Source organism: Brevundimonas sp. NIBR10 (assembly GCF_027912515.1).
Lineage (GTDB): Bacteria > Pseudomonadota > Alphaproteobacteria > Caulobacterales > Caulobacteraceae > Brevundimonas.
Genome location: NZ_CP115464.1, coordinates 3,824,256 through 3,843,773 on the forward strand (window position 1 = coordinate 3,824,256; position 19,518 = coordinate 3,843,773).

General features: G+C 67.7%; 10 protein-coding genes. 5 read left to right on the forward strand and 5 right to left on the reverse strand.

Annotated elements, in window-relative coordinates; all coding sequences use genetic code 11:
- Window positions 1-84: 84 nt before the first annotated feature.
- The 4 genes from O5K39_RS18685 to O5K39_RS18700 all read right to left on the reverse strand — a co-directional run bounded on the left by O5K39_RS18685 (window position 85) and on the right by O5K39_RS18700 (window position 4,041).
- Window positions 85-237, reverse strand: a complete 153-nt coding sequence (locus O5K39_RS18685; RefSeq protein WP_271145103.1) for a hypothetical protein — start codon at window positions 235-237, stop codon at window positions 85-87.
- A 212-nt stretch (window positions 238-449) separates the two neighbouring features.
- Window positions 450-950, reverse strand: coding sequence for a DUF6702 family protein (locus tag O5K39_RS18690; protein ID WP_271145104.1), 501 nt, complete (start codon window positions 948-950; stop codon window positions 450-452).
- Window positions 947-3,355 carry a M1 family metallopeptidase gene (locus O5K39_RS18695; RefSeq protein ID WP_271145105.1) on the reverse strand — a complete coding sequence of 803 codons (2,409 nt, stop codon included), beginning with the start codon at window positions 3,353-3,355 and terminating at the stop codon, window positions 947-949. Before O5K39_RS18695 ends, O5K39_RS18690 begins: the two co-directional genes overlap by 4 nt.
- 116 nt (window positions 3,356-3,471) lie before the next feature.
- On the reverse strand, window positions 3,472-4,041 hold the full coding sequence (locus tag O5K39_RS18700; RefSeq protein ID WP_271145106.1) for a TetR/AcrR family transcriptional regulator: 570 nt from the start codon (window positions 4,039-4,041) through the stop codon (window positions 3,472-3,474).
- 169 nt (window positions 4,042-4,210) lie between these two features.
- Between O5K39_RS18700 and O5K39_RS18705 the strand changes: the two genes are divergently transcribed.
- From O5K39_RS18705 to O5K39_RS18715, 3 genes are read left to right on the forward strand one after another with little or no spacing between them, the layout of a single operon-like run.
- Window positions 4,211-5,425, forward strand: a complete 1,215-nt coding sequence (locus tag O5K39_RS18705; RefSeq protein WP_271145107.1) for an efflux RND transporter periplasmic adaptor subunit — start codon at window positions 4,211-4,213, stop codon at window positions 5,423-5,425.
- A gap of 3 nt (window positions 5,426-5,428) precedes the next feature.
- Window positions 5,429-8,680 carry a multidrug efflux RND transporter permease subunit gene (locus O5K39_RS18710; RefSeq protein WP_271145108.1) on the forward strand — a complete coding sequence of 1,084 codons (3,252 nt, stop codon included), beginning with the start codon at window positions 5,429-5,431 and terminating at the stop codon, window positions 8,678-8,680.
- A gap of 1 nt (window position 8,681) precedes the next feature.
- On the forward strand, window positions 8,682-10,106 hold the full coding sequence (locus O5K39_RS18715) for an efflux transporter outer membrane subunit (RefSeq protein WP_271145109.1): 1,425 nt from the start codon (window positions 8,682-8,684) through the stop codon (window positions 10,104-10,106).
- A gap of 209 nt (window positions 10,107-10,315) precedes the next feature.
- On the opposite strand, the gene O5K39_RS18720 is transcribed toward O5K39_RS18715, so the two are convergent.
- Window positions 10,316-13,135: a pitrilysin family protein gene (locus O5K39_RS18720; protein ID WP_271145110.1), complete on the reverse strand. Its 2,820-nt coding sequence runs from the start codon at window positions 13,133-13,135 to the stop codon at window positions 10,316-10,318.
- 277 nt (window positions 13,136-13,412) lie between these two features.
- Here O5K39_RS18720 and O5K39_RS18725 point away from each other — a divergent pair, with 277 nt between their 5' ends.
- Together O5K39_RS18725 and gltB are read left to right on the forward strand one after the other, a co-directional pair.
- Window positions 13,413-14,855 carry an NAD(P)-dependent oxidoreductase gene (locus O5K39_RS18725; RefSeq protein WP_271147193.1) on the forward strand — a complete coding sequence of 481 codons (1,443 nt, stop codon included), beginning with the start codon at window positions 13,413-13,415 and terminating at the stop codon, window positions 14,853-14,855.
- A 123-nt stretch (window positions 14,856-14,978) separates the two neighbouring features.
- Window positions 14,979-19,511, forward strand: a complete 4,533-nt coding sequence (gene gltB / locus O5K39_RS18730; protein ID WP_271147194.1) for a glutamate synthase large subunit — start codon at window positions 14,979-14,981, stop codon at window positions 19,509-19,511.
- Window positions 19,512-19,518 lie beyond the last annotated feature (7 nt).

The following is a 19,518-nucleotide window of genomic DNA, read 5'->3' on the forward strand; positions in this document are numbered from 1 at the left end:
TCGGCGCGTGGCCGACCTGGGTAAGAAAAAACCCGCTTCCTTGCGGGAGCGGGTGTGGGCGTATGATCCTGATTTGACTTGGGTTCAGGTCAGCTGCGTCCACACCGCTCCGGAGAGCAGCACAAGGAGTACGCTGAGAATAAGGGTAGTGGCCCCGACGATCCGGGTGTCTGCACGAGCGACCGCAGCGGCCTGGGCCGCCCGGCGTCCGGGGTACTGGCGATGGGTTTGGGTCACGGCCCGCTCCTGATTTCCCCGGCATATAGCCTTAATCGGAGCCCCCGCACAAGAAGGTTATGGAATAATATTCCACACCAGCCCGGTATCGGAGCCAATCACCGCATGAACTCACCGAAAATGTCGCTCTCGGCGCAATGCGGATCGGGCCTGATCCAACCGGGCGGAACAATCTTTCAGCCAGACCGGGTTTCGAGGCATCTTCGCCGCCTTCAGCGATCGAAGCGCATGACCTGGGCCTGGGTGCCGGGTCGGAACAGGACGGTGCGGGTCACATCGCCCACCCGGACGTTGACCTGCATCTCCATGTCGTCATGGACATCGGAGAAGAAGTCCTGATCGACGCGCACCTCGCTCACCGGGCCCGCCGCACGCTCACCGGCGAAGTCGATGCGGACGTTGTCGCCGGCCAGGGTCTCGCCTGTCAGATGCAGGGCGACGGTCACGCCATCGACGTCGATCCGGAAACGCTCGCCCAGATGGGCCTGGAGCGCGGCCAGGGCCTCGGGGTCATCCAGCGAGGGCTGTTCGTTCGGAGCCAGCACGGTCAGCGCGGGCTCGACGTCGTGGGCATAGAATCGGTGCGTGACCGCAACGACACCTGTGGCCGGATCGATCTCCACCACCGTCAGTCCCGAGTTGCCGCGATGTGCAGCGGCGGGGCTGGCCAGGACCAGAAACGTGGCGGCCAGCGCTGTCGCCAGCCGCATCATGGACGCGCCGCCGGTCTCGGCGCATCACGCACGGCCGTCGAGTCAGGGCTGACCTCGACGTCCGAGTCGCGCATGCGGTTCGGCGCGGGCGGCGGCGGGGCACCGAGGGTGAAGGTCTGTTCGTCGATCCGGCGCGGGAAATAGTTGTTCACCCGCACGGCGTCGGCGGTCTCCCACAGGGGATCCAGTTCGGCCGAGACCAGGGTCTTGTTCGACACATACTGCCAGATCACCGACTGGCTGTTGCGGCGCCAGACCTCAGCGGCGACCCGCACCGTTTCGGTCGTGCCGTCGTCCCAGGTCATCTTGACGATGACCGGCATGACCACGCCGCCGACATTGCGGAAGGTGAAGCGATAGATGTTGTCGGTAAAGCCTTGGGCCCGCCGGCGATCCTCGTCGGCCTTCTTGTCGGCCGAGGCCTGGTCCCGACGCGCCTGGGCGGTGACGGTGAACTGGTCGGTCGAGTTGTAGAAGTCGCGCACGGCCGGATCACGCTCGATCACCGTCTCGATCCCGGCGTTGTTGGTGACGGTCGTTGGCGTCGGAGCCTGGGCGAAACGTTCGCGGGCGAGACGGGCGCGGACGTCCGGATCGGTCGATTGCAGCTGGGCCCTGACCACGTTCTCCAGCGAGATGTCGACATGGTCGGTCGAATAGAACCAGCCGCGCCAGAACCAGTCCAGATCGACGCCCGAGCTCTCTTCCATCGTGCGGAAGAAGTCATAGGGCGTCGGCCGCTTGAAGGCCCAGCGCTGGGAATATTCACGGAAGGCCCGGTCGAACAGCTCGCGCCCCAGGACGGTCTCGCGCAGCACGACAAGGGCCGTCGCCGGCTTGCCATAGGCGTTGTTGCCGAACTGGAGCACCGAATCCGACTGGGTCATGATCGGCACCTGATCCTGGCTGACCATGTATTCGACGATGTCGCGCGGTTCGCCTCGCGACGGGAAGTTCGGATCCCAGAGCTTCTGCGCGATGTATTGCAGGAAGCTGTTCAGCCCCTCGTCCATCCAGGTCCACTGACGTTCGTCGGAATTGATGACCATCGGGAAATAGATGTGGCCCACCTCATGGATGACGACGCCGATCAGGCCGTTCTTGGCGCGCTCGGTATAGGTCAGGCGGCCGTTGTCATCCCTGACCGGACGCGGGCCGTTGAAGGTGATCATCGGATATTCCATCCCGCCGACGGGGCCGTTGACCGACTGGGCCGTGGGATAGGGGTAGGGAATCGAGAACTGGTTGTAGACGTCGATCGTGTGGGCGATCGCCTTGGTCGAATAGGCGTCCCACAGCGGGCGGGCCTCCTTCGGATAGAAGGACATGGCCATGACGACGGGTTGGGCGGGATTGTCCTGCTCGACACCCACTGCGTCCCAGATGAATTTGCGGCTGGACGCGAAGGCGAAGTCGCGCACGTCGTCGGCCTTGAAGTGCCAGGTCCGCGTCCCCGACCGGGCCGGGGCCGCCTCCGCCGCCGCGGCCTCTGCGGCCGTCACGATATAGACGGGCTCGTCGGCGGTCCGCGCCTGGTCCAGACGCTGGCGCTGCGCCGCCGTCAGGATCTCGGGGTTCTGGAGTGCGCCCGTCGAAGAGACCTGGTGATCCGTCGGCACGGTGATGCGGACATCATAGTCGCCGAACTCGAGCGTGAACTCGCCCGAGCCCAGGAACTGGGCGTTATGCCAGCCCTCATAGTCGGAATAGACCGCCAGTCGGGGGAACCATTGGGCCGCCAGGAAGATGCAGTTGCCGTCCTCGCCCGCCTTGGTGAAACACTCATAGCCGCTGCGTCCGCCAACGACGTTCGTCTCGGGCATGGGCAGGGTGAAATCCAGGGTGAAGCTGTAGGTCTCGCCGGTCTTCAGCGGCGTCGGCAGTTCCAGCCGCAGCATGGAGTCCACGATCGTGAACGGCACGTCCGCGCCGTCCGGGCCGGTGATCTTCAGGTCGTTGAAGCCGCCTTCCCAGTCCTGCATCCGCTGGACGCGCAGCACCTCGTTGACGCTGACCTCGGTCGCCGCCGTATAGGTCCGGGTCCGTTCGGCCAGGGAGTTGCGGCGATAGTTCTGCTGGTCCAGCAGCATCCAGAGATAGCCCAGGGCGTCGGGCGAATTGTTTGTATAGGTGACCACCTGCTTGCCGGTCAGGGTCCGGCCCGGCTCGTCCAGCGCTACGTCGATCGAATAGTCGACCTGCTGCTGCCAGTAGCGATGACCGGGCGCGCCCGAGGCGTTGCGATAGTCTGTGGGGGTCGGCCAGTCTTCGCCCTCGAACTGGCGGAACTTGTCCTCGAACGTGCCCTTGGACTGATCGACCGGGCCGACGCTGACCTGGGCCAGGGCCGGAGCGGCCAGAACCGCAGCGAATGCGAACATCGTCGCCAAGACAGCCAGACGCATACCCTACCCCGTCACTCGAAAAACAGCCGGCGCGACCTTCGGGGATCGCATGCTGCAACGCAAGGCGGGTCAGGATTACAGCGACGTAATGTCCGGAGGCGGATCGGCGCGCGCGCTCAGTTGTCGATGAAGTCCTGAAGCGTCGCCGCGAGGCGACGGTGCAGGCGATCGCACTGGTCGGGCGTTAGGTTGAACCCGCCGGAAATGTCGCGACTGACCGTCAGCCCCATGATGAGACCGGCCGTAAGGCGCGCCTTGATCTCGGCGTCCTCGCCTCCGACCCACTGGGTGAAGGGGGTCATGAAGTTGCACTCGGACTGTCGCTGGATCACATCCTGCGCCTTGGGCGAGGCGATCGAACGCAGCATCAGCAACAGCCAGCGCAGCTTGAACTCCTTGCGCGGGCCATAGATCACGTCGTGGGCCACCCGCTCGCCGAAGGTGGCGCGGTCGCCGGCCATCAGGGCCGAAGCATCACCGCAGTTCTCGATGACTGACGAGAACAGCTCTTCCTTCGATCCGAAATAGCGCGATATCAGTGCCGGATCGACACCGACGTCACGCGCGATGTCGCGCATCCCGACCTGGTCGTAGCTCTCGGCCAGAAAACGCGCGTTCGCAGCCTCCAGAATGGCGGCGCGAGTCGTGGCCGCATTTCGCGGCCTGCTGCAAATATCGAAACCCAATGTGATGTCCTCACATGCCCCACAGGGGTTATGGACATGTCATCGCCTGTTGACAAGTGTTTCGCAGACAGACATTAGATAAGTCATCAGGTGTTGACCTGAGGTCGCCTCCTCCCCGATCCGCGCCTCGGTCGCCGCCTACATGCCCAATCCTGCCAGGAGTCCGCGGATGCGCAGACTGAAGATCGTCGCTGTGTCCGCCATGCTGGCGGCCGCCCTATACGGCTGTGCCAAGACCGAGGCGGCGGGTCCGCCCCCGCCCGCGCCCGTCACCGTGGCCAACCCCCTGAGTGAACGCATCGTCGACTGGGACGACTTCACCGGCCGGTTTGAGGCGACCCAGAGCGTGGACGTCCGTGCCCGCGTGGGCGGCTATGTTCAGGCCGTGCATTTCCGTGACGGCGACTTCGTCCGTCGCGGCCAGTTGCTGTTCACCCTCGACCCCCGCCCGGCCCAGGCCCAGTTCGCCTCGGCCCAGGCTCAACTGGCCCAGGCCAATGCCCAGGTCGCCCTGGCCCGCACCAACCTGACCCGGTCCGAGGGTCTGCTGACCTCCCAGGCCGTGTCCCAGGCCGAGGTCGATACCAATCGCGCGGCCCTGCGCACCGCCGAGGCCAATGTCGCAGCCGCCCGGGCCAATGTCCGCGCGCGTCAGTTGGACGTCGAGTTCACCCGCGTCACCGCCCCGGTGTCGGGCCGCGTCTCGGACCGCCGCATCGATCCTGGCAATCTGATCGGCGGCGGATCGTCGGCCGGGGACATCCTGACCACCATCGTCTCGTCCTCGCCGATCTATTTCGTCTTCGACGGCTCCGAAGCGACCCTGCTCAAATATCAGCGCCAGACCCGTGGCGGTGCCTCGGCTCCCGTCCGCGTCCGCCTTCAGGACGAGAGCGAGTTCGGCCACGCCGGCACGCTGGACTTCACCGACAACGCCATCGATTCCTCCTCGGGCTCGATCCGCCTGCGAGCGGTGATCCAGAACGCCGACGGCTTCCTGAAGCCCGGGATGTTCGGACAGGTCCGGGTCGCCGGGGCCGGTGCCTATGACGCCCTGCTGGTGCCCGATGCGGCGATCAGCGCGGGCGCCGACCAGCGCACGGTCTCGGTCGTCGCCGCCGACGGCACGGTCACGCCCCGCCCGGTCGTGCTGGGCCCGCTTGTGGACGGGCTGCGGGTCATCCGCTCGGGTATCACGGCCCAGGACCGGGTCATCATCAACGGCGGCTCGCGCGTCCAGCAACCGGGCCAGAAGGTGAAGGCCAACCCCGGCCGGATCACCCGCACCCCGACCGCAAACGCAGCGCCCGTAACCACCGCCCCCCCGGCCGCCACGGCGACCTCTGCCAGTGCCCTGTCGGGCTCCGTGGCCATCGGCGACTAAGACATGAACATCTCTCGCTTCTTCATCGACCGGCCGATCTTTGCGGCCGTGCTGTCGGTGTTCATCACCATCATCGGCCTGGCCGCCTATCCGCTTCTGCCCCTGTCGCAGTATCCGGAGATCGCGCCGCCGACGGTCACCGTGAACGCCGTCTTCCCCGGAGCCTCGGCCGAGACCCTGGCCGAAACCGTCGCCGCGCCGCTGGAACAGGAAATCAACGGCGTCGAGGGGATGCTGTACGTCACGTCGTCGTCGACGTCAGACGGCTCGGTGGCCATCACCGTGACCTTCCAGCCCGGCACCGACCTGGATACGGCCCAGGTGCTGGTCCAGAACCGCGTCGCCCTGGCCGAGCCCCGCCTGCCCGACCAGGTGCGACAGACCGGCGTAGTCGTCGCCAAGGCCTCTCAGGGATTCCTGATGATCGCCTCGGTCACCTCTCCGGACAAGAGCCTGGGCAACGACTTCCTCGGCAACTACGCGAACTCCACCGTCCGTGACCGGTTGCTGCGCATCGAGGGTGTGGGTGGCGTCAACGTCTTCGGGGGCGGCAACTATTCGATGCGGGTCTGGATCGACCCTGCCAAGGCCGCCGCGCGCAATCTGTCCGCGACCGAAATCGTCGCCGCCCTGCGCGCCCAGAACGTCCAGGCCGCCGCCGGCTCGATCGGCCAGCCGCCGTTCGCCACCAATGCCTCCGCCTTCCAGGAACCCATCCAGGTCCAGGGCCGCCTGAACACGCCGGAGGAATTCGGCCGCGTCGTGATCAAGACCAACGCCGACGGTGCCGTGACGCGCCTGTCCGACATCGGCCGCGTCGAGCTGGGGGCTCAGGACTACGGCATTCGCGGCTTCTTCGACGGCGAGCGCGGCGTGGGCGTCGCCATCGTCCAGCAGCCGGGTGCCAATGCCCTGGGCACCGCCGAACGGGTTCAGGCAGAGCTCGCGGCCATCCGCAAGGACCTGCCGCCCGGTGCCGCGGTCGAGGTCGCCTACAACCCGACCGAGTTCGTCGCCGCCTCCGTCGAGTCGGTTCAGCACACCCTGGTCGAGGCGATCATCCTGGTCGTCATCGTGGTCATGGTCTTCCTGCAGACCTGGCGCGCCGCCATCATCCCGATCGTCGCTATTCCCGTGGCCCTGGTCGCCACATTCGCGGTCCAGCTGGCGCTCGGCTATTCGCTGAACTCCCTGTCCCTGCTGGCCCTGATCCTGGCCGTGGGCATCGTCGTCGATGACGCCATCGTGGTGGTCGAGAACGTCGAGCGTCTGATCGGCGAAGGCCTGTCGCCCCGCGACGCCGCCTACAAGTCGATGGAGGAGGTCTCCGGTGCCCTGATCGCAATCGGCCTGGTGCTGGTCTCGGTGTTCATCCCGACCATGTTCGTGCCGGGCATCCCGGGCATCTTCTATCGCCAGTTCGCGGTCACCATCGCGGCAGCCTCGGTGGTCTCGCTTTTCGTGTCGTTGACCCTTTCACCGGCCATGGCGGCCCTGTTGCTGAAGCCCCACAACAAGGACCATCTCAATCGCAAGCCCGGCCTGTGGGGTTCGATCGTCTGGTACGTCGGACTGGGTGGCCGCAGGTTCAACGAGGCCTTCGACTGGCTGTCCGATCACTACGGCCGCCTTACGGCTCGCCTGATCCGCATGGTCGCCATCATTCTGGTCGTCTACGTCGGCCTGCTGGCGCTGACCGCGTGGCGACTGGTGGACACACCGTCGGGCTTCATTCCCGAGCAGGACCAGGGCTATCTGATCGGCGTGGTGCAACTGCCGGCAGGCTCATCGCTGGACCGCACCGAGGCCGTCATGCTGCGCGCCAAGGACATCATCCAGTCCAAGGAGGGCGTCGACGGAACGGTCGCCTTCGCCGGCCTGGACGGTTCCAGCTTCGCCTTCGGGTCCAACGCCGCGACCATCTTCGTGCGTCTGAATCCTTCCGAGGATCGCACGTCCAAGGAAACCAAGGCCGCGGCCCTGGCCGGGGCCATCACCCAGGCCACCGGCGGCATCGAGGAGGCCAACATCTTCGTCATCGCCCCACCGTCAGTCCAGGGTCTGGGTACCGGCAACGGCTTCAAGATGATGGTCCAGGACCGTTCCGGCGCAGGCTATCGCGCACTGGAAGGGGCCACCTTCGCCATGATGGGCGGCGCAGCCCAGAACCCGCAGCTCCAGCAGGTCTTCTCGACCTACAACACCGCCTCGCCGCGCATCGCTGCCGACGTCGATCGCGACAAGGCCCTGATGCTGGGCGTCCAGCCGTCCGAAGTGTTCTCGACGCTCGGGATCTATCTCGGCTCGTCCTACATCAATGACTTCAACATGGCGGGCCGCACCTATCGCGTCACCGCCCAGGCGGAGCCAGCCTATCGCGACGACCTGGCCGACATCGCCAACCTGAAGGTCAAGTCGACCTCGGGGTCCATGGTGCCCCTGGCCTCGATCGCCAACCTGCGCCAGGATTCCGGTCCGTCACGGATCGTGCGCTTCAACCTGTACCCGGCCGCCGAGCTTCAGGGACAGGGCGCGCCCGGCATCTCGTCGGGCACCGCCATTACCCAAATGGAGACCCTGGCGGCCTCGACCCTGCCACCCGGCTTCTCGTACGAATGGACCGAACTGGCCTTCCAGGAGAAGCAGGCGTCGGGTGGCGCGACCCTGATCTTTGCCATGAGCGTGCTGCTGGTCTTCCTGGTGCTGGCCGCCCAGTACGAGGCCTTCACCCTGCCGCTGGCGGTCATCCTGATCGTGCCGCTGTGCGTGCTGGCCGCCATGCTGGGGGTCAACGCCCTGGGCCTCGACAACAACATCCTGGTTCAAGTCGGGCTGGTCGTGCTGGTGGCGCTGGCGGCCAAGAACGCCATCCTCATCGTGGAGTTTGCCAAACAGGCGGAAGAAGACGACGGCCTCAGCCGCTGGGACGCCGCCGTCGCCGCCGCCCGGACCCGTCTGCGGCCCATCCTGATGACCTCGTTCGCCTTCATCCTGGGCGTCCTGCCGCTGGTGCTGGCCGAGGGACCCGGCGCGGAGATGCGTCAGGCGCTGGGGGCCGCCGTGTTCTTCGGGATGCTGGGCGTCACCGTCTTTGGCCTGCTTTTCACGCCCGTCTTCTATGTGATGTGCCGTGGCCTGGCCGCGCGCATCCCGCATGAGCCCAGGAAGACCCCGCCGGCGCCCACCACCGGGTACCACCACGAAGACCCTGACGCACCGCTGCCGGCCACCGGGCCACGCACGGGAGACCTGTAAGATGACCCGCCTTCCTTCCTTCAAAGCCCTCCTGTCCGTGGGCGTCGCCGGCCTGACCCTGGCGGCGTGCGCGGTCGGGCCGAAGGCGCCTGACACCGTAATCCCCCCCGCCGCGTCGGGCGCCTTCATCAGCGCCCCGGGCTCGACCGCCGTCACCGCCGCCGAGGCGCGCGATGACTGGTGGCGGCTCTATGCCGATCCCGTGCTCGACGGCCTGATCGCCCAGGCCTTCGCCGAGAACAACCAGCTGGAGGCCGCCGAGGCCAATCTTCGCGCCGTCCGCGCCAGCCTATCCGAAGCCCGCGCCGGGCGTTTCCCGACCACCGGCCTCAGCGGCTCGGCGACCCGCAGCCAGGGTTCCGCCGCCACCAGCCCGACCGGCACCCAACTGCCCGAGGCCGACACCTATTCGGTGGGTCTGGATGCCTCCTACGAGATCGACCTGTTCGGCCGCGTGGGGTCCTCGATCCGCGCCGCCCGCGCCGATGCGGACGCGCAGGCCGCGGCCCTCGATGTCATCCGCGTCTCGGTCGCCGCCGAGACCGCGCGCGCCTATGCCGACGCCTGTTCGGCAAATGCCCAGATCGCGGTGGCAGAACGCACCCTGGCCCTGCAACAGAACACCGCCGACCTGACCCAGCGCCTGCTGGAAGGCGGGGCCGGCACCGGTCTGGACACCGCCCGCGCCCAGGCGGCCCTGGCCCAGACCCGTGCCACCCTGCCCTCCCTGCGTGCAAGCCGTGACGGCGCCGTCTATCGCCTGGCCACCCTGACCGGCCGCACCCCGGTCGAGGCGTCGGAGGCCGCCCGGTCCTGCGCCCGGCCGCCGCAACTGACGCAGCCGATCCCGATCGGCGACGGCGCGGCCCTGCTGGCCCGGCGTCCCGATGTGCGTCAGGCGGAGCGCGCGCTCGCAGCTGCCGCCGCGCGGGTCAATGTCGCGACGGCGTCGCTCTATCCGACCATCAGCCTGGGCGGCTCGTTCGGTTCGACGGCGCTGGACGCCGGCGAACTCGGCGACGACGAGAATTTCCGCTTCAGCTTCGGCCCGCTGATTTCCTGGTCCTTCCCCAACATCGCCGTGGCCCGCGCGCGGATCGCCCAGACCGGTGCCCTGACCGAGGCGGCGCTCGCCACCTTCGACCAGACGGTGCTGTCCGCGCTGCAGGAGACCGAGACGGCCCTGACCAACTATGCCAACGAACTGGACCGCCGCGCGGCCCTGACCGAGGCGCGAGATCAGGCGGCGACGGCCGCACGGCTGTCACGGCTGCGGTTCGACGCCGGTGCGGACAATTTCCTGACGGTGCTGGATTCGGAACGCACCCTGGCGGGAGCGGATGCCGCCCTGGCCCAGTCCGATGCCCTGGTCACCACCTACCAGATCGCCGTGTTCAAGGCCCTGGCGGGGGGTTGGGAGGCGTAAGAGGGCAGACCCTCTCCCTCCCCCTCGGGGGAGGGTGGTCGAAGCGCAGCGGAGACCGGGTGGGAAGGGCAAGGCAATACAGTGCCGTATCGCCTTGCCGCCCCCACCCGATCGCTGCGCGATCTGCCCTCCCCCGCCGGGGAGGGAGAACACAAAAAACGGCCGGTCTCGCGAGAGACCGGCCGCTTCTGTTTGTGACCTAATCGGACCTACTGCGTGACAGGCACCCCGTTCGCGTCCACGACCTGCACCTGACCCAGGCCGAGCGCCTCGATCTTGGGCTTCATCGTGGCCACGTCGCCGACGATAACCCAGGTGGTGGGGCCGGAACCGACCACCGACCGGGCCGCAGCCGAAGCCGAGGCCGCCGTCGTGGCGTTCACGCCTGCGGCATAGCTGTCGAAATAGGTCTCGGGCCGGCCGTAGACGACCATGGTGGTCAGGTCGTTCATGACCGCGCCATTGGTCTCCCAATCGCCGGCCATGCCCTGGATCAGGTTGGCCTTGGTCGAGCTCAGCTCGGCCTCGGTCATGGGACGGTCGCCGACGATCTCGGTCAGCTCGCGCCGGACCTCGGCCGCGCTTTCGGCGGTCTTGTCGGACTGGACCTCGGCCGTGGCCGCGAACAGGCGCGGGCCGTTGCCCGCGCGGACGCCCGAGCGGGCCCCGTAGGACCAGCCCTTGTTCTCGCGCAGGTTCATGTTGATCCGGCTGGTGAAGGTACCGCCCAGCGCGGTGTTCAACGTGTCCAGCTGAGGCTCGGTGGCGGCGTCGAACGGCGCGGTCAGGCGACCGGCCATGATCGTCGCCTGGGGACCGGGCCGGTTGATCAGCAGGACCTGCGGCGTGGCCGGAGCCGCCGCCACCTGAACTTCAGGCTTGGCCGGAACCGGCGTGGCCGGGGCCTTCCAGCCCGCCAAGGCGCGTTCGAGCTGCGGCTGCAGCTCGGCCATCTCGATGTCCCCCACGACCACCAGGGTGGCGTTGTCGGGGCGGAACCAGGTGGCGTGATAGGCCTCGGCATCGGCCGGGGTCAGGGTCGCGACCGAGGCCTCGGTGCCGTTCGTCGGACGACCGTACGGATTGTTCGGACCATAGACATTGGCGGCCAGAACCCGGTTGGCGATCGCGCCGGGCGTGCGGTTGGCCTGCTGGATGCCGGCGACCTGCTGGGCCTGGGCCCGGACGAAGTCGGCCTGGCGGAAGGCCGGGTTCTCGATCACGTCGGCGAACAGATCCAGCGAGGGGGCCAAGCGAGGCTCCAGCGCCGTCATGCTGACGGTAGTGTAGTCGGTCGCCGACCCGGCGCCGAGGGTGGCCCCCAGCAGTTGCAGCCGGTCCGAGATTTCCAGCGCGTCGAGGTCGTCGGTGCCGTTGGTCATGACGGCCGGAGCCAGGGCCGCGATGCCCGCCTTGTCCGCACCATCGGTCGCCGAGCCGGCGTTGACGATCAGGTTCATGGCCACGGTCGGCACGCCGGAGCGTGACGCCAGCACGACCTTCAGCCCGTTCGACAGGGTCGCCCGCTCGATGTCGGGGAAGTCGGCCGCCGGGGCCACACCCGCGTCAGGAACGCCGCCACTACGATCGACACCGGTCGCCGCCGCCGCATAGTCGGGGAAGGGCAGGACTTCCAGCGAATAGCTGCCGTCGGTCAGCCAGGCCCGGCCCACGCCGGTGATGTCGGCCGGACGCGCGGCCAGGATGCGGTTGTAGCTGGTTTTCCAGGCTCCGGGATCGCCGTGGAAGACCTGGCTCTCGGCCAGGATGTCGGACTTGCCGCCGAAGCCGCCGATCCGTTCGGTGCCGCGCACGAAGCCAGCGCCCACCGAGGTCCGGGCGCGTTCCAGCTCGTCGGCCGTCGGACCGTCACGCATCAGCTTGGCCATCTCCTCGTCGACGATGGCCTCGATCCGCGCCAGGTCGATGCCCGGCTTGGCGGTGACCATGACCAGGAACTGGCTGCCGATTTCGCTCTCGCTGTTGAAGGCGCCGACGTTGACGGCGATCTGCTCGTCGAACACCAGCCGCTTGTAGAGGCGCGAAGACCGGCCCGAGGTCAGGACCTGGCCCAGCAGACCCAGATAGTCGGCCTCGGCCGTCCCGGCCGGCGGGGTGTTCCACACCTTGTACAGGCGGGGCTGACCGACGCGGTCGTACATGGTCTCGCGCTGAACGCCGGTCATGCGGGAGATCATCTGGTTCGGGCGGGTGACCGGAGGTCCGGGCGGGATGTCGCCAAAGTATTGCTCGACCTTGGCGCGCGCCTGTTCGGGGGTGATGTCGCCGGCCAGCACGATCGTGGCGTTCGCCGCCCCGTAGTAGTCCCGGAACCAGGCCTTGACCGTATCCAGATCGGCCGCGTTCAGGTCGTCCATCGAGCCGATGACGGTGTGGCCATAGGGGTGATCGGCCGGATAGGTGGCGTTGGTGATCGCATCCCACACCCGGCCATAGGGCTGGTTCTCGCCCCGGCGCTTCTCGTTCTGGACGACGCCGCGCTGTTCATCCAGCCGCTCCTGGGTGATCGCGCCTTGCAGGTGGCCCATCCGGTCGCTCTCCAGCCACAGGATGGAGTCCAGCGCCGAGGTCGGCACGTTCTGGAAATAGTTGGTGCGGTCGGAGTTGGTGGTGCCGTTCTGGTCGGTGGCGCCCAGCAGCTCGGTGGCCTTGAAGAAATCGTTGTTGAAATTCTCCGACCCGTTGAACATCAGGTGCTCGAACAGGTGGGCAAAGCCGGAGCGGCCGTTCGGCTCGTTCTTGGAACCGACGTGGTACCAGATGTTCACCGCCACGATCGGCGCCTTGTGGTCCTCATGGACGATCACGGTCAGGCCGTTGGGCAGGACGAATTTCGTGAAGGGAATGTCGATCGGCGGCAGGGGGGCCAGTTGCTCGCCGCGCTGGGCGACGGCGGCGGGTTCGGCGACGGCCGGCGCAGCAGGCTCGGACGCCAAGGCCGAAGTGGCGAACAGGACGGAGGCCGCGACGCCTCCCAGCAGTGCAAGGCGCAGACCGGTCGAACGCATGAAATACCTCGGGGGATGATGTGGCGGCGCAGAGTCCGCACCGTTTGCGTAACGTCACAAACCGGCCCCGGAAAGGAACGTTTTCTGAACTTTTGGTCATGTTCGAGCCGCAGGGTCCTGACAGCCGATGGACGGCGTTCCGGCGGGCCGGGTTCACCTCGGTCACTTCATGCACAAATGCCGCACTCGGCGACAAGATCATGTTGAAAGCCGTCTCCAGACCCCGATATCGCGGAAATCATTTGCCGAACGGGTCGGTTTTGGCTTTATGCGGCGTATGCAGAACAAGGGACCATCAGGGCCGCAAGGCTTCGTCGTGCAACCACGCCGTCTTCCCAAGACGGAAGCGAGCCTGCGCGTGCAGGATTTCGGCGAGATCATCGTCAAACCGACTCCCGAGAATCTCAAGGTCCAGGCCGGGCGCTGCACCGACTGCGGCGTGCCCTTCTGCCAGAACGCCTGCCCGCTCCAGAACAACATCCCCGACTGGCTGGGCCTGTCGGCCGAAGACGAGCTGCGCGAGGCCTGGCGCGTCGCGTCGGCCACCTCGACCATGCCCGAGATCTGCGGCCGCATCTGTCCGCAGGATCGGCTGTGCGAGGGCTCCTGCACCCTGAACCAGTCCGGCTGGGAAGCCGTGACCATCGGCTCGGTCGAGGCCTTCATCGGCGACACCGCCTTCGACAACGGCTGGGTCGCGCCGATCCGCCCGCTGCATGAACGCGGCGAATCGGTCGCCATCGTCGGCGCCGGCCCCGCCGGCATGGCCGCCGCCGACCGGCTGCGCGAGCAAGGCTATCAGGTCACCATCTACGACCGCCACGACCGCCCCGGCGGCCTGCTGACCTATGGCATCCCCGGCTTCAAGCTGGAGAAGCGGGTGGTCCAGCGCCGCACCGATCGCCTCGCTGACGGTGGCGTGACCTTCGTCCAGAACTGCAATGTCGGAACCGACGTCACCCTCGACGACCTGCGCGGCAAGCATGACGCCGTCCTGCTGGCCATGGGCGTCTATCAGGCGCGGGCCCTGTCGGCGCCCGGCGTCGGTCCCGGTTCGACCATCCGCGCGCTGGATTACCTGACGCATCAGAACCGCCGCGATCTGGGCGATGCCGAAGGCACCGACTGGTACTCCGCCAAAGGCAAGAAGGTGGTGGTCATCGGCGGCGGCGACACCGCCATGGACTGCGTCCGCACCGCCATCCGCCAGGGCGCGACCTCCGTCGTCTGCCTGTACCGCCGCGACAAGGACAACATGCCGGGCTCGGCCCGCGAGGTTTCCAACGCCGAGGAAGAGGGCGTAGTGTTCGAATGGCTGGGCGCGCCCAAGGCCCTGATGTCGCGTGACGGCGCCACGACCTCGATCCGTGCCGCCCGCATGGCCCTGTCGGAGCCCGAACTGGGCAAGCGCCGCGAGATCATCGCCGTCCCCGGCGGCGACTTCGACCTTGAGGCCGACATGGTCATCGAGGCCCTGGGCTTCGAGCCCGAAGCCTTCGCCGACCATCATGCAGAGCTCGAACTGACCGACTGGGGCACGGTGGTGACGCCGCAGCACCGCAATACCCAGGGCTATTCGACCAGCCTGCCGGGCGTCTTCGCGGCCGGCGACGCTGTCCGCGGTGCCTCCCTCGTCGTCTGGGCCGTCCGCGACGGTCAGGACGCGGCGGCGGAGATCGATCGCTATCTCAAGGCCCAGGCCGCGAGTGTGGCGGCATGACCCACGCCCTCACCCTCCACGCCCCCATCCTTTCCTTCCGAAAACCCAAACCGGTAAATCGCCTCGCGCGACGGATTGGGGACCCGGCCCTTGCCGGGATGAACGGATTTGGAAGTGACTGAGATGACCTGGCTGAACCAATACGAAACCGACCGCCAACGCCTGATCGACGCCGGCGCCTATGAGCCCTCGTCTGAGAAGGACGCCTGTGGCGTGGGCATGGTCGCCGCCATCGACGGAAAGCCGCGCCGCGAAGTCGTCGTCCACGCCATCCAGTCGCTGAAGAACGTCGCCCACCGCGGTGCCGTCGATCCCGACGGTCTGTCGGGCGACGGTGCCGGCCTGATGGTCGAGGCGCCCCAGGCCTTCTTCGCCGAACAGGTCCGCGTCATCGGCCAGACCCTGCGTTCCGGCCCCATCGCCATCGGCCAGATCTTCCTGCCGCGCACCGACCTGGGGGCCCAGGACCGGGCCCGGGCCATCGTCGAGACCGAGGTCCTGCGCGCCGGCTTCTATATCTATGGCTGGCGCCAGACGCCGATCGACCTTTCGGTCGTGGGCTCCAAGGCCGATGCCACCCGGCCCGAGATCGAGCAGATCATGCTGGCCGCTCCGGCCGATCTGGCGGACCCGGCGCAGGCCGAGGCCCTGGAGCGCGAACTCTATCTGTGCCGTCGCCGCATCGAAAAGGCCGCGACCGCAGAGAGCATCCCCGGCTTCTACATCTGCTCGCTGTCGGCCCGGTCGCTGATCTACAAGGGGATGGTCCGCGCCGAACTGCTGGACCAGCTCTATCCCGACCTGCTGGATCCGACCTTCGAGTCCGCCTACGCCATCTTCCATCAGCGGTATTCGACCAACACCTTCCCCGAATGGCGGCTGGCCCAGCCGTTCCGGATGTTGGCCCACAACGGCGAGATCAACACGCTGAAGGGCAACCTGAACTGGATGCGGTCGCACGAGATCCGCATGACGGCCCAGGCGTTCGGAGAGCATGACGGCGACGTCAAGCCGGTGGTCCAGGCGGGCGGTTCCGACTCCGCCGCGCTCGACAACGTCTTCGAGGTTCTGGTCCGTGCCGGTCGTCCCGCGCCCATGGCCAAGGCCCTGCTGATGCCCGAGGCCTGGGCCCGCGACGAAGGCCTGATGAAGGCCGAGCACCGCGCCCTCTATGCCTATTGCAACGCGGTGATGGAGCCGTGGGACGGCCCCGCCGCCATCTGCGCCACCGACGGCCGCTACGTCGTCTGCGGCAAGGATCGCAACGGCCTGCGCCCCCTTCGCGCCATGGTCACCCACGACGGCCTGCTGCTGGCCGGTTCGGAAGCCGGCCTGGCAGGCCTGCCCGAGAGCCGCATCGCCTATCGCCTGCCGATCGGTCCCGGCCGGATGATCGTCGCTGATCTTCAGAAGGGCGTGATCCTGAACGAGGCTGAGGCCATCGACGCCCTGGCCGCCGCCCATCCTTACCAGGACTGGCTCGACAACATGGTCGATCTGGAGCCCCTCATCGGCCCCGGACCAGAGCCCCGCGCCGCCACCGGCGAAGCCCTTACCCGTCGCCAGATCGCCGCCGGGTTCAGCCGCGAAGACCTCGACATGCTGCTGGACCCGATGATCCGGGACGGTAAGGAAGCCGTTGGCTCGATGGGCGACGACACGCCGCCGGCGGTGCTGTCGGACCTGCCGCGCCCGCTCGCCCACTATTTCCGCCAGAACTTCTCTCAGGTCACCAACCCGCCGATCGACCCCCTGCGCGAAGCGGGGGCCATGAGCCTGAAGACCCGGTTCAAGAACCTCGGCAACATCCTGGCCGAGGAAGAGGCCCAGACGAACGTCTTCGTCCTGGACTCGCCCATCCTGACCACCGGCATGTACGAGCGGATGCTCGGCGTCGTCGGGGCGGGTTCGACCGTGACGCTGGACTGTTCCTATCCGCTTCCTGCCGAAGGTGATCGACCGGGCGCCGGTCTGCGCGCCGCCATCGACCGCATCCAACTGGAGGCCGAGACCGCCGTCCGCAACGGCTCGGGCCTGGTCGTCCTGACCGACGAGCGCGCGTCCGAAGACCGCATCACCATCCCGATGATCATCGCCACCTCGGCGGTGCATCTTCGCCTGACCGACAAGGGCCTGCGCAGCTTCGTCTCGATCGTCGTGCGCTCGTCCGAGGCGCTGGAGCCGCATGGGATCGCGGTCCTGGTCGGCGTCGGTGCCACGGCCATCAACCCCTGGCTGGCGCAGGAGATGTTCCAGGAGCGTCTGGATCGCGGGGCCTATCCGGGTCTGTCGCTGCGGGACGCCTGTCTGAACTACAAGGCCGGTCTCGAGGCCGGTCTGATGAAGACGCTCGCCCGCAAGGGGATCAGCATCATCTCCGCCTATCGCGGCGGCTGCGAGTTCGAGGTGCTGGGCCTGTCCCGCGCCCTGACCGCCGAGTTCTTCCCCGGTGCGCCTTCGCGCATCTCCGGCATCGGCCTGGCCGGGCTGGAGCAGCAGGCGATGCGTCGCCATGCGGCCGCCTGGACCGAGGCGACGCCGTCTCCCGCCATCGGCGGCTTCTTCCGCATCCGCGCGGGCCAGGAGAGCCACGCCCACGACGCGAAGACGATCCACCTGCTCCAGGACGCCTGCAATCGCGGCGACTACAAGCGCTTCAAGCAGTATTCCGAGGCCGTGCGGGCCCAGCCCGACAACGCCCCGCGCGACCTGCTCGACTGGCGCGAGAACCTGTCGCCGGTGCCGGTCTATGAGGTCGAAAGCGTCTCCGAGATCAGGAAGCGTTTCCTGACGCCGGGGATGTCGCTGGGTGCCCTGTCGCCAGAGGCCCATGGCGTGCTGAACGTCGCCATGAACCGTATCGGGGCCCGCTCGGTCTCGGGCGAGGGCGGTGAGGATCCGGATCGCTACGCCACCCGCGCCGACGGCGACAACATGAACTCGGCGGTCAAGCAGATCGCCTCGGGCCGGTTCGGCGTCACTGCCGAATATCTGAACCAGTGCCGCGAGATCGAGATCAAGATCGCCCAGGGTGCAAAGCCCGGCGAGGGCGGCCAGCTGCCCGGCTTCAAGGTTACCGAATTCATCGCCCGGATGCGGCACTCGACCGTCGGCACGACCCTGATCTCGCCACCGCCGCACCACGACATCTATTCGATCGAGGATCTGGCCCAGCTCATCTTTGATCTGAAGTCGATCAACCCGGACGCCCGGGTGACGGTCAAGCTGGTGTCCGCGTCGGGCATCGGCGCCATCGCCTCGGGCGTGGCCAAGGCCAAGGCCGACGCCATCCTGATCGCCGGCCACAACGGCGGCACCGGGGCCTCGCCCCAGTCCTCGATCAAGCACGCGGGCCTGCCGTGGGAGATCGGCCTCGCCGAGACCCACCAGGTCCTCAGCCTCAACAACCTGCGCAGCCACGTCGTGGTCCGCGCGGACGGCGGGATGCGCACCGGCCGCGACATCGTCATCGCCGCCATCCTGGGCGCCGAGGAGTTCAACATCGGCACAGCCAGCCTGATCGCCATGGGCTGTCTGATGGTGCGCCAGTGCCACTCCAACACCTGCCCCGTCGGCGTCTGTTCGCAGGACCCGCGCCTGCGCGAGAAGTTCACCGGCACGGCGGACAAGGTCGTCAACCTGTTCAGCTTCATCGCCGAGGAAGTTCGCGAATATCTGGCCATGCTGGGCGCGCGGACCCTGGACGAGATCGTCGGCCGCACCGACCTGCTGCGCCAGGTCCGGCGCGGCGGGTCGCACCTCGACGACCTCGACCTCAACCCCCTGCTGGTTCGTGTCGAGGCCCCCGAGAAGAAGGCCTGGGCCGCCAAGGGCCGCGCCGAGATTCCCGAGACCCTGGACGCCCGCGTTCTCGACGACGCCTGGGCCTTCCTGGATCGCGGCCAGACGTCGGAGCTCAGCTATTCGATCTCCAACGTCATGCGTACGATCGGCGCAGGCGTGTCGTCGGCCATCGTGCGGCGCTGGGGGCCCACCGGCCCGACCGGCGTGCTGACGCTGAAGCTCAACGGTTCGGCCGGCCAATCGTTCGGCGCGTTCGCGGCCAAGGGGCTCAAGCTGGAACTGACCGGCGAGGCCAACGACTATGTCGGCAAGGGCCTGTCGGGCGCCGACATCGTCGTCAAGCCGATCGAATGGCGCGAGCATCAACCCGCCATCGGCAACACGACCCTGTACGGCGCCACCTCCGGCCGACTGTTCGTGGCGGGTTCTGCGGGCGAACGGTTCGCGGTGCGCAACTCCGGTGCCCAGGCCGTGGTCGAGGGGCTCGGTGCCCACGGCTGCGAATACATGACCGGCGGCTGCGTCGTGGTGCTCGGCCCCGTGGGCTGGAACCTGGCAGCCGGGATGTCGGGCGGTGAGCTGTTCGTTCTCGATGACGAGGGGGCCCGCTGCAAGCTGGCGCTCAACGGCGACCTGGCCTCCTTCGCCCGGATGACGCCCGAGGCTGCGGATCGTCTGCACGCCCTGGTCCTGGCCCACGACAAGGCGACGGGCTCTCCGCTCGCGCGCCGCCTGCTGGTCACCTGGTCCGACAGCGTCACCCGCTTCGTCCGCATCGTCCCGACCCCGGTCGCCCAGGCCGAGGCCTTGGCGCAGGGGGGGCTTGCGGAAACCTTGGCCGTACCCGCATGATCCGGGT